Annotated in this window: 7 protein-coding genes; 3 read left to right on the plus strand and 4 right to left on the minus strand. The window is 39.7% G+C overall.

Annotated features, from left to right (window positions below; all coding sequences use genetic code 11):
* Positions 1-52: 52 nt before the first annotated feature.
* Together ACX0HA_RS02835 and ACX0HA_RS02840 are read right to left on the minus strand one after the other, a co-directional pair.
* Entirely contained in the window at positions 53-832 is a 780-nt protein-coding gene (locus ACX0HA_RS02835) for a DUF2490 domain-containing protein (RefSeq protein WP_458843759.1), read from the minus strand.
* A gap of 150 nt (positions 833-982) precedes the next feature.
* Positions 983-3,484, minus strand: coding sequence for a M14 family zinc carboxypeptidase (locus ACX0HA_RS02840; RefSeq protein WP_458843760.1), 2,502 nt, complete (start codon positions 3,482-3,484; stop codon positions 983-985).
* Between the two features lie 98 nt (positions 3,485-3,582).
* On the opposite strand from ACX0HA_RS02840, the gene ACX0HA_RS02845 reads away from it, so the two are divergent.
* The 3 genes from ACX0HA_RS02845 (at position 3,583) to pheT (ending at position 8,926) form a co-directional block, all read left to right on the plus strand.
* On the plus strand, positions 3,583-5,193 hold the full coding sequence (locus tag ACX0HA_RS02845; protein ID WP_458843761.1) for a S8 family serine peptidase: 1,611 nt from the start codon (positions 3,583-3,585) through the stop codon (positions 5,191-5,193).
* Positions 5,194-5,277: 84 nt separating this feature from the next.
* Positions 5,278-6,411 carry a DUF4369 domain-containing protein gene (locus ACX0HA_RS02850; RefSeq protein ID WP_458843762.1) on the plus strand — a complete coding sequence of 378 codons (1,134 nt, stop codon included), beginning with the start codon at positions 5,278-5,280 and terminating at the stop codon, positions 6,409-6,411.
* Between the two features lie 91 nt (positions 6,412-6,502).
* Positions 6,503-8,926 (plus strand): phenylalanine--tRNA ligase subunit beta, encoded by a 2,424-nt coding sequence (gene pheT / locus ACX0HA_RS02855; protein WP_458843763.1) that lies wholly within the window; start codon positions 6,503-6,505, stop codon positions 8,924-8,926.
* Positions 8,927-8,996: 70 nt separating this feature from the next.
* Here the strand turns inward: pheT and ACX0HA_RS02860 are convergent, their stop codons facing one another.
* Both ACX0HA_RS02860 and gyrA read right to left on the minus strand, forming a co-directional pair.
* Positions 8,997-10,286 (minus strand): tetratricopeptide repeat protein, encoded by a 1,290-nt coding sequence (locus tag ACX0HA_RS02860; protein ID WP_458843764.1) that lies wholly within the window; start codon positions 10,284-10,286, stop codon positions 8,997-8,999.
* A gap of 13 nt (positions 10,287-10,299) precedes the next feature.
* Entirely contained in the window at positions 10,300-12,864 is a 2,565-nt protein-coding gene (gene gyrA / locus ACX0HA_RS02865; protein WP_458843765.1) for a DNA gyrase subunit A, read from the minus strand.
* Positions 12,865-13,140: the final 276 nt, after the last annotated feature.

The following is a 13,140-nucleotide window of genomic DNA, read 5'->3' on the forward strand; positions in this document are numbered from 1 at the left end:
ATACCTTTTGAATATATAAACCCTAAATAAGTACTTTTATTTTACACAACAGCTACGAATGTGAAAAAGGATCTTTGATAATGATATCCATCGCGAGGTAACCAGCATCAGATGTGTCGTACCCATTACCCATCAGATCATTCATGTAACCAATATCAAAAGTCACGGGGATTTCATTAGGTGAATAGCTATAATACAGACAAAATCGTGCCTCTTTATATTCAGGGTTATTCCACCCTTTATTGCTGTCATTTGTCATGGCAAACAAAACTTCGGCACTTCCGATAATACTATTTTCAGAATCATTATCCAGAGGAACAAAGAGCTGTGTTTTTAACCGCGTACGCAATTGCAGGTCCTCAGGTACCTGTGCAAAATCATTGGTATAAAATTTACGTACTTCCTGGCGTAAGGTGGTTGTCCATTTTAAATTCCCAACAGGAACAGTATAGCTAATCCTGCCGTATACCCTGAATTCCTGTTTTATGCCTATATCCTGAGGTTCATCGAAGCTGTCATCATATTCGTGCTGCCTGCGGTAACTTAAAGCATAGCTATACTGCCATTTTGAATTCAGCTTATGATAAAACTCCTGGTTCAGTACCATTATGGAAGGCTCATTAAAGGGATTGCCATTTTCTGTACCACTTATGTAGCCTGTACCAAAATAGGTTTTAGATGTGTTCTTTTCGTCCAGCTTTTGCGACACTCCTATTGCCGACCAAAAGGCTGTTTCAGTTTCCCCAAGTCCGGGTGGAGTTAATTGCGCAAAGGCAGTTGTACCGAAAATAAGGCTAAGAAAAAAGGTAAAGAAACGGGTACTCATCATCATTCACATTTGTAGTTTATACTGCAAATTTGAATGATGAATCTGTAAAGAATTGGGAACTTTAGTTTTTAAGCAGTTTCAAGTGTTTTTCTGCCACGAATTACTCAAATTAGCACAAATTAAATTAGTGTAAACTAGTGGCTAAAATTTATTTTAATCTACCAAAAACAACGCATTACTGAACAACAGGTTACCATTTTCCCAGAAGCCACGGAACAACGGATTATCTACCATGTAAATGATCTCGCCCCTGCCTTTTTGCTCTACAGCGAAGGTCACCGTATTTTCAAACTTCTTTTTCAGGCTTTTGCCAATGAAACCAAAGTTCTTGTATCCTGTAGGAACATAAGCCACATTCCAGGAATTCTTAAGTAACTGATAACGGCTGTCGGTTGTTTTCAGGCTGAAATACTTATCGCCAAGACCAAACGAAAGCGGATGAGTCCTGTCTAATACATTCTCTACTATCGCTCCCGGCACCGATGCGGAAAGCGCGCGTCTTTCTGCATTTTGATAATCCAGAAAACGCGCCTTCATTACTTGCTCATCGTGCTCAGTATTTTCAAGTTCCTTTGCTGCTTCAGATGCAAATTTGGTAAGGCTATAACCCGGCCTGTCTTCAAAAAGGCTGAGCGCATTGGCTATCGCGATCACTTTACCGCCATTGTCTATAAAATCGTCTATTTTCTTTTTTTGATTTTCGGTCAGGTCATACCAACCGTCCGGTAAAATAAGTGTATTAAAATCGGACATGCTTATTCTGCCCATACTCTGAATATCTACTATACTCACAGGATAATTAATGATTTCATCCATATAAAACCATGCCTGTCCAAAATCGGTTGCGCTAACGCCATTACCCGAAAGCAAGAGTACTCTTGGTGTTTCAAGCAATGGATAGTTCTCTCCTCCCAAATCTCCACCTGAAAGCGAGTAGCCGCTCTCAATCACTTCGTAATCGGCTTTTTTGTCTACAAAAGCATCCATCATGTTTTTGAAATCGCTTAATTGCGGATTGTCTCCTTTAAGTATTACAAGGTCGCCCGGACTCACTTTTATCCCCCTGAATGCCGAAGCCCTTCTTGATGAACGTACTTTTACACCACTCTTCAGCATCAGTCCAAGTACTTTAGCTGATTCCCTTCCGTTCCATGGCACATAATAAGCATAAACGCCTTCGTATTCAAACTTGCCCTTGCGGCTAATTTCAGCCTTTGTATCTATAGAGAGGTTACCCTTCAGGGCATAACTATCAATACCATAAGCATGTGGTAATGCCCATGCAGTTATGTCATACGACAAGCTGTCTGTAAGCCTCTGTGCAGGTTCAAAAAGCACCTGAGTAAGTACTGCTTTTGGTTGGTTTGCCCTTACAATAAGATCATTAGGCTCTATAGTAAAATCCTTGTCTTTATCGCTCTGATAATGATAACCTGATGTCTTTTTTGTTTCAGCAGCATAGCTATACTGTATCTTATTGCGTTTTAGCAATCGTACCAGCTGCTCAGTCTTACCTGAATTCTTAACCACATAGGTTTTGTATTTGCCTTTAAGGTCTTCCCTGCTTTCTTTAAAGTAAGCCCTGAAATCTTTTACCAGCTTGTCTTTTTTCCATGAAGCCGTCTCAACAGCGGTAAGCACGGCAGCTGTGTGATGATCTATCCTGTCCTGAAGCGTAAGGATGTTTCCGTTAGCCATCTGTACGGCACGTCCTGCCCCAATACCTCCTTGCTCATAGGTCATACCCACCGCTCCGTTAAAGCTTGGATAAGTATCACCATAACTCGGATAGAACAGGTCGAAACGCTCACGGGTATAGTAATTCCATCCTTTTGTATCAAACTTTTTGGCGGTCATTTCGCCAATGGTGTTATGAAAATCGCGCTGTGCTTTGGTAATGAAATCATGCATTGGCTCTGCTGCAGGCGGAAAGAAATATGGCTCGTTGAAACCCATTTCATGCACATCTACATGTACCATTGGCATCCACTCGTTATACAGCACCATGCGTTGGCGGGTTTCGGCCTGTGTCTGCCATGCCCAGTCACGGTTCAGGTCATAATCATAATGGTTTTGCCTTCCTCCCGGCCATGGCTCCATGTGCTCACGGTCGCTAAGTCCCGGATGCAGGTTTTTACCCGATACATCCCTCAGCCAGTTACCATAACGCGAAAAACCATCAGGGTTTAAACAGGGATCAAGTATAACGACCGTGTTAGCCAGCCATTGCTTCGTTTCTTTATTATCAGGATTCAACAGCTGATAAGCAACAGACATGGCACTTTCTGTAGCACCCGGCTCGTTACCATGCACATTGAAGCTCAGCCATACTATGGCCTTATCATTCAGGTTGGTCAGTTTCACATCGCTCATACCTATCTGGCTTAGGTTGGAAACCCGTATATTCTCAAGACTGCGAAGATTTTCAGCTGATGATATGAAATACACATTAAGATTGCGCTCTTGTGTAGTCTGCCCGTAATTCTGTTGCTTTATCATGTCAGAATTCTGAGTAAGATAACCAAAATAATCTTCTACCTGGTGGTAATAACTTACGGTCTTACCATAATTCGGCAGAAAATCAGAAGGGCTTTTTAACTGGGCATTTACAGATAAACTTAAAAGGAGTGCTATAGCGGAAACTATGTATTTCATGGCATTAAATTACTGATTTCAAATGTAAGGAATTTATGATTGTTTGATTAAAAAGTATTTATGATTCTCTATATTTGTTGAAACCAACTAATCACCCAATGAAAAAAATCATCTTACTTATCACTGCTTTTGCTTCTTTTAGCGTTTTGGCCCAAAACGGACAGCGCATAATCGTAAAACTAAAGCCGGGAATAAAAATTACAGCCGAAGCTCTAACCCAAAATACTACCGGTATAGCTGCTATCGATAAAATAAACACTCTTAATCACTCCAGCACCGCAAAGCAATTAAGGATGGGAAAACGAAATCCGTCTACTGTGCTGGCATTTACTTTTCCTGAAACAGCAAGAACCGAAGCCATAATTAAGTCCTATGAAAGTACGGGCCTTGTTGAATATGCAGAGAAAGATGCAATTGGAAAAGCAGGAGGTGTAAAAGCTGTCACAACTAATACTCCAAGTGATGACTTTTATTACAGGCAATGGGGATTGAATAATAATGGTTCTTTTAATATGCTTACCGCTACAAGCGGGGCCGATATACAGATGGAAGACGCCTGGAATATTGAGCTGGGAAGTAACTCAATTGTTGTAGCTACTATGGATTCCGGACTTAAACTTGATCATCCTGAATTTGAAGGACGGTTATGGGCAAATACTCTTGAAATAGAAGACAATGGAATTGATGATGACAACAATGGTTACATAGATGACATTAATGGCTGGGACTTTGTAAATAATGACAATTTGCCTGTTGACGATCATGGTCATGGCACTAATGTAACAGGGATTATTGGTGCCAATGGCAATAATATCATAGGATATAGCGGGATTGATTCAAATTGTAAGCTAATGACATTAAAAGGTATTAGTGCTGATAATTTTGGCTTCTATACATGGTGGGCCGAAGCAATTGTGTATGCTGCAGATAATGGTGCCAATGTTATAAATCTTTCTGTTGGAGGTGATACTTACTCTTCAATACTGAAAGAGGCTATAGATTATGCGTTAGAAAATGGAGTTACAGTGGTTGCCTGTATGATGAATACAAATACCAACTTACCATATTATCCTGCTAACTATGAGGGTGTAATCGCAGTAGGTGCTACAAATCCTGATGATACAAGAACAGTTCCTTTCTTTTGGGATCTGAATAGCGGGAGTAATTATGGATCGCACATCTCTATAGTAGCACCAGGTAATTTTATTTATGGCCTCTCAAATACATCTGACACTAATTATGATGATTATTGGGGCGGCACCTCTCAGGCGACCCCTGCTGTGGCAGGTATTGCTGCGTTATTGCTGGCGCAGGATCCTTCCCGAACACCGGCACAAATAAAGAGCATTTTAGAAACTACTGCCGAAGATCAGGTAGGCAATGCTATTGAGGATACGGAAGGATTTGATGAATTCTATGGCCATGGCAGGGTTAACGCTTATAATGCGTTGCAGCAATCTCTTTCTGTCAATGAATATAACATCAAAAACACTCTTATAGTTTATCCAAACCCTTCAGAAGGAATGGTAACTATAGAACTCAAAGACTATCCGGCCCGCGTTACTGTTCTAAATATGATTGGCCAGCTTATACTAACTAAAAACATTAACGCTGAAGATAACACAATCAACATTAAAGAGAAAGGGATATTCTTAATTTCTGCGACAAACAGTACAGGCAGCGCTACTAATAAAATTATCATTAAATAGAGTTTCCAAAAGGAAATAACTTTAAAATTTACCTTAAATTTTTAAAGAGATTATAGAACAAACTGAAAGACTACTGATTCAACAATGAAGACATTTAAACTATACAAAATAGTAGTACTAGCAAGTCTACTAATGCTCTCAGCCTGCCAAAAAGAAAGTTTTATCTTAACAGGCCATATCACCGGATATAAAGATGGCACACGCGTTAAGCTTGCATCTTTTGAAGACCAGTCTGAAGAATATTACACAACGCTCAATAATAATTCATTTACTTTTCAGGGGCCTGCGAACAGTGAACCTGAAAAATTCATCCTCACCATTGATAATGGTAAAAATTTACCTGCTGATTACTGTAGCCTTTTTATTAAAGATGAAATACTGACTATAAACGCCGATAAAAAGGATTTTCCATATCATGTAAACATTTCAGGGTCGAAAGAACAGGAAGCTGCAAACAGCCTGAACGGGCTTTTGGCAAAAGACATGGAAGACAGAGATAAAATATCGGATGAATATTTTGCCCTGTCCAAAGACATTAGAGCTACAGACAGCATTAAAGAACTTTATGATGGTAAAAACGGTAAATTCACAAAAGTTGAAAACCGTCTAGAGGCAACAATTAAAGATTTCATCCGTAAAAACTATAATACTGTTGCAGCCCTTGATTACTTTCTGATACTCAGGGAAAAATTTGATTCTGAAGAAATTGAAGCCATTTATAACAAAATGGATGTAAAGGCCCAAAACAGTAGGAATGGTAAAGCAATCAAAGAATATGTCGAGGCAAAAAAAGTAAACCCGGGCAGTATTGTTTACAATTTTGAAGCTAAAGATCAACACGGCAAAACACATCAAATGCACGATTACCTAAACAAGGATAAGTATATATTGCTTGAATTTTCGAGTCCGGGTTGTGGCTGGTGCAAAAAGGCGATACCCATGCTGGAAGAAATTTCAAAAGAGCAGAAAAACAAGCTCGAAGTAGTTTCTCTAACTACTATTATTGATAGCAAGGGTTGGGAAAAAATCAACAAAACAGAAAAAATAAGCTATACGAGGCTAAATAATAATGAAGGCAGGTATGGCAGGACCACTATGCGCTATGCAGTTAATGCAACGCCAACTTTTATCTTAATAAGTCCGGAAGGCAGGATGCTGAAAAAGATCGAAGGATATAACGAAAAATTAAAAGACAGCATCTACCCTCTTCTTAAATAATTCTTTAAAAAAAAGCAAACATTCACCTGAAATTGTAACCCTGTTTTTAACCAACAATCATTATCTTTGCATGCTTTTAAAATAAACTACAATGCGTATATCCTATAACTGGTTAAAACAATTCATAAAATTAGACTGGAAATCTGAAGAAACCGCTGCACTGCTTACCGATCTTGGTCTTGAGGTAGAAGGTGTGGACAAATTTGAGTCGCTTAAGGGCGGTCTTGAGGGTGTTGTGGTAGGCCATGTGCTTACCTGCGTTCAGCACCCTAACGCTGACAGGCTAAGGATTACAACTGTAGATTTAGGTGATGGAACTCCGGTACAAATCGTTTGCGGTGCTCCTAACGTTGCCGCTGGACAGAAAGTTCCGGTTGCTACTATTGGCACTACGCTATATGATAAAGAAGGTAACGCTTTCCAGATAAAAAAAGGAAAGATACGCGGCGAAGACAGCCATGGTATGATATGTGCCGAGGATGAGCTTGGGCTTGGCGAAGGGCATGACGGCATCCTTGTGCTTCATGAAGACCTGAAACCGGGTACTTCTGCTTCAAAGATATTCAACATAGAAAGCGACGAGGTTTTTGAGATCGGGCTTACACCAAACCGTGCCGATGCCATGAGCCACTGGGGTGTAGCACGAGACCTGCGTGCGGGTCTTTCGCAAAAGAATGTTCACACAGAACTTATCACACCATCAGTAAGTAATTTCAGGGTAGACAAACGCACCCTTAAAATAGACGTTAAAGTAGAAGACAATAAGCTTGCGCCAAGGTATTGCGGTGTGACCATATCCGGTATTACTGTAAAACCATCTCCGGCATGGCTTCAGAACAGGCTTAAATCAATTGGTCTTACTCCAAAAAATAATATCGTAGACGTTACAAACTACGTACTACATGAATTAGGGCAGCCGCTTCACGCGTTCGATGCATCTAAGATAAAAGGTAATAAAGTAATCGTGAAAACAGTTGCGGCAGGCACAAAATTCACAACGCTTGACGATGTGGAAAGAACCCTGCACGAAGAAGACCTGATGATTTGTGACGAAACCGGGCCAATGTGTATTGCCGGTGTATTTGGCGGAAAAAATTCAGGTGTTACCGAAGGTACTTCTTCGATATTCCTGGAGAGTGCTTACTTCAATCCTGTATCGGTACGAAAGACCGCTAAACGTCATGCGCTTAGCACAGATGCTTCTTTCCGTTTTGAAAGAGGTATCGACCCAACCATTACAGAATATGCCCTTAAAAGAGCTGCACTCCTTATACAGGAAACAGCGGGTGGCGAGATAACATCGGATCTTATAGACATTTATCCTAAAAAGATTGAAGACAACTCGGTAGTGGTAAACTTTGCCAATGTAACCCGTGTTATAGGGCAGGAACTTTCTAAAGAGACCATCAAAAAGATACTGGTATCGCTTGATATCAAAATCAACAATATGTCAGATGCGGGACTTGGACTTGTAGTGCCTGCTTACCGCGTTGACGTAACACGTGAAATAGACGTTATTGAAGAGATACTTAGGGTTTATGGCTACAACAACATATCGTTTACCCAAAAACTGAATGCTTCTATCTCTAACTCTGCACGTAATGAAGATTACAAATTGCAGAATATCATAGGTGCGCAAATGGTGTCACTTGGCTTCAACGAAATGATGGCTAACTCGCTTACCACACCTGATTATATCAAACTTTCAGAAAACCTGAAAGAAGAGTTCAATGTTATGATGCTGAATCCGCTAAGCAGCGACCTTTCTGCTATGAGGCAATCATTGCTGTTCAGTGCACTTGAAGCTGTTTCATTCAACATCAATCGTAGAAGAAGCGATCTTAAGCTGTTTGAGTTTGGCAAAACGTATCATAAATTACCTTCAGGCTATGATGAGAAAAAACACCTTACCCTGACAGTAACCGGAAGCCGTTTAGCAGAGAGCTGGAGCTATGCCCAGAAACCGGTAGACTTCTTTATGTTCAAAGGATATATCAATCTTATAACTACAAGACTTGGCTTAGCCAAAATACAGACACAACCGGTAAACAATGATATTTTTGCAGAGGGCATTGCATTGGCTATTGGCACTGAAACCATTGTTGAATTTGGTACCATTAAAAAATCGATACTGAAACATTTTGATATCAAGCAGGATATTTTCTTTGCCGATTTCAATTGGGGTGCAATCATAAAACTTGCAACAGGTAAAATTAAATATACAGAGATATCTAAATTCCCAGAAGTTAGAAGGGATTTAGCACTGTTGGTAGACCAATCAGTTTCTTTTGAATCGATTTATACAGTTGCAAAACAAACAGAGAAATCACTTCTTAAAGATGTTAGCCTGTTTGACGTATATGAAGGAAACAACCTTCCTGAAGACAAAAAGTCGTACGCAGTTAGCTTCCTGCTTCAGGACAGCACCAAAACCCTTACCGATGAGCAAATCGATAAGATAATGGGCAAAATAAGACAAAACCTTGAAAAAGAAACAGGAGCTCAATTAAGATAATCCTGTTTTTATCCTAATAAAAATGCCCCTCGGTTTCGAGGGGCATTTTAGTTTATAGACGAATCGTAATTTACGATTTGATCTTAGCTTTCATCGCTTTGTAATCATCCATTCTGTCAATCGCCTGGTAAATTGAAGCAAGCGTTGATATTACATATTGATTATCCGGCTCATCTTTATGTGCCTTTTCAAAATAAGGTAGTGCTTTATTATAAATTGCCTCCCTTTGTTTTTTAAGAGCATCGTAACGCTGATTATCTTTAGCAGTATTACCTGTTATAGCATTCATTTGTTCAACGATCTTTTTCTCGTCTTTCAGCATCAATAAACCAAGATTAATGTTTGCATTAACATAGTTAGGTTTAATTTGTAACGCTTTGTTGTAGTAAGTGATTGCCTCATTAGCATCAGACTCCCCGGTAACAACTCCAAGATTATAATACAAATCCGCATCGTTAGGGGATTTTTGTATTGCCTCACTGATAAGCTCTTTATATTTAGCCATATCTTTAGCTTTAAAATGAAGATCTGCCTCAGCAATTATAAGGTTAGTATCATCAGGATTAGCTTTTCTTGCATTTGCAAAAGCAGCTTTAGCTTTTTCAGTTTCTCCTTTAGTATTATAGATAAGTGCAATGTTCTTAACAATCTCTCCTTTTACTGATGGCGTTTTTTCTTCCTGAGGTAAAATATACTGTGCGGACTGTACTGCGATATCCCTGGTACTTTTATTCGGGAAAGCTTCAACAACACCTGTCGCTTTGTTTTTAGCTGTATAAACAACACTCTCTCCTGTAAAGCCAATCCTGTCCAGTTCAAGATAATAATCAAGTGCCCTGTCATAATTTTTAGCATTCACTGAAGATGCAGCAGCGTTGTAAAGATTAAAAGCATCTTTAGGGTCTATTTTGTAAGCAGCTGCATAAAATAGGGCAGACTCATTAAACATCTGCGCTTTACCTAATGATTCTGCTCCACTAACTGCTGACGATTTAAGTGCAGGATAAATCTGTTGTTCAATCTGCGGGGTATATTTCTTTTTCCCTGCTTTTTCAAGCTCAACAACTTTATTAAAGCTAGCTAAAGTTTCCTCAAATACAGCCTGAGATTTATTAGGGTTAGCCTTAAGCTGGTTAAGGTTGTACATCCCTTTAAAATAATTGTAGTCAATTTGCTGTTCAGGAGTAGCAGCTCCCATTTTAGATTCAACCTGAGATAAAAGCGTACCCATCTCCTGAATATCTGCAGGAGCAGGCTGTTGTTTCTCAGTTAGCTTTTTAAGAGCTTTTAGCTCATCTTTTTGTGCAAACGCGCTTACTGAAAGCAATACCGACGCTGCAATTGCATATTGAATTTTCATAGTAGTTTATTTATTATTCTTCTTTTTGTTCTTCGTTATCGTTTTCAGTAGCTGAATCGCCATCCTCAGCGATAAAGCCGGTAACTCCATTTTCTGCACCTTCGCCATCAAGCTCTTCAAGCCCCTCCTCGATTGCATCTTCTTCACGCACAACTTTAGTTACTGCAGCAATAGAGTCGTTGCCTTTGATATTGATAAGACGTACACCCTGAGTCGCACGGCCCATAACCCTTAGGTCAGACACCATCATGCGGATAGTAAGCCCCGATTTATTGATGATCATAAGATCATCAGCATCGGTAACACCGTTAATAGATACAAGCTTACCTGTCTTATCGGTAATATTTAGTGTTTTTACACCTTTACCGCCTCGGTTAGTAATCCTGTAATCGTCAAGGCTTGAACGCTTACCATATCCTTTCTCGGATACTACAAGGATCTCACTGTTCATATCGTTTACAGAAACCATGCCGATCACCTCATCACTGTCATCAGCAAGGGTAATACCACGGACACCCGAAGCGCTACGGCCCATAGGACGCGTTTTACCTTCTTCAAAGCGTACAAGCTTACCAGACTTAACAGCAATAAGCACCTGGCTCTCACCTGTAGTCAGTTTTGCTTCTAATAACTCATCATCTTCCCTGATGGTAATCGCAGCAATACCGTTTAATCTTGGACGTGAGTACTGCTCAAGAAGTGTTTTCTTAACGATACCCTTTTTGGTAGCCATGATTACATAGTGACTGTTAGTATATTCTTCGTTCTTAAGATCCTGGGTACAGATAAATGCTTTTACCTTATCATCATTCTCGATATTGATAAGGTTTTGTATCGCACGTCCTTTGCTTGTTTTATTTCCTTCAGGAATTTCGTAAACACGCATCCAGAAACATTTACCTTTTTGGGTAAAGAACAACATATAGTTGTGGTTAGTCGCAACGAACAGATGCTCAAGATAATCCTGGTCACGTGTTGCCACTCCTTTTTGTCCTACTCCACCCCTGTTTTGTGTTTTGTATTCACTAAGTGGCGTACGCTTGATGTACCCTGCGTGAGATATGGTAATAACCACATTCTCATCAGCGATAAGGTCTTCAATACTTACATCGCCACCAGAATATTCAATTTGCGAACGGCGGTCATCGCCATATTTATCTTTTATCTCGATAAGTTCTGTTTTAATAAGCTCCATCCTTAGCTCTTTGCTTTCCAAAAGGGCTTTCAATTCAGCTATTAACTTCATTATCTCTTCATATTCAGCACGAAGTTTATCCTGCTCCAGACCTGTAAGCTGCCTTAAACGCATCTCTACAATAGCACGTGCCTGTATTTCAGATAAGCTAAAACGCTCCATCAATTTACCACGCGCTTCTTCACCGTCTTTAGAGCCACGGATTAGAGCGATTACCTCATCGATATTATCAGAAGCAATGATAAGGCCTTCTAATATGTGTGCACGCTCTTCGGCTTTACGAAGTTCATATTGTGTCCTCCTTACAACTACATCATGCCTGTGTTCCACAAAATAGTGGATCATCTCTTTCAGGTTAAGTAATTGCGGCCTTCCTTTTACAAGTGCAATATTGTTAACACTGAATGATGACTGTAACTGTGTATACTTAAATAAGGTATTAAGCACCACATTTGGCACAGCATCACGTTTAAGTATGTATACGATTCGCATACCATTCCTATCCGATTCATCACGGATGTTGGCAATACCCTCAATTCTCTTTTCATTAACAAGGTCGGCAGTTTTCTTGATCATGTCCGCCTTGTTCACCTGGTAAGGGATTTCGGTAACAATAATTGACTCTCTGCCTTCTACTTCTTCAAAACTGGTTTTGGCACGCATAACAATACGCCCACGACCTGTTTTGAATGCTTCACGAACACCTTCATAACCATAAATTGTACCTCCCGTAGGGAAATCCGGTGCTTTTATATGTGTTATAAGTTCGTCAATCTCAATATCATTATTATCTATATAAGCAAGTGTACCATTAATAACCTCAGTAAGGTTGTGCGGCGCCATATTGGTCGCCATACCTACTGCAATACCTGATGCACCGTTTACCAAAAGGGTTGGCACCCTTGTAGGCATAACTGTCGGTTCTTCTAAAGTATCATCAAAGTTAAGCTGGAAGTCTACTGTCTCTTTATCAAGGTCGGCCATGATCTCTTCCGATATCTTGCGCATCCTTGCCTCAGTATAACGCATCGCTGCGGGGCTGTCGCCATCTACCGATCCAAAGTTACCCTGACCGTCTACAAGAAGGTAACGAAGACTCCACTCCTGTGCCATACGCACCATTGCGTCATATACTGATGAGTCACCGTGAGGGTGGTATTTACCAAGTACCTCACCAACGATCCTTGCAGATTTCTTGTGAGCCCTGTTAGATAATACTCCTAATTCATACATTCCATAAAGTACTCTTCGGTGTACCGGTTTCAAGCCATCTCTAACATCCGGAAGCGCCCTTGATACGATTACCGACATTGAATAATCAATGTAGGCTGATTTCATTTCGTCTTCTATGTTAATAGGAATTAACTTTTCTCCTTCAGACATAAGTAGTTATATTAAAATATTATAGTTGTTACAAAACGTGCCAATATACGTATTTTTCTCAGGATTATAAATCAATAAATCCAATAATTTACACGTTTTATTAACAGAAGATTAATACGCAATAGTTAATAAACATTTGGTTTTTTACTTTTATTTCCGGCTTTTTTTTCGTCACTTAGCATAACAGGCATTGTCAGCAATGTCAGTACCATTAATTAGGTATGGTTTTTGTAAAATCTTTTACAAATACTTACATTTACAAGTATCAAAGAATAA

This window comes from Flavobacterium hauense (genome assembly GCF_054457175.1).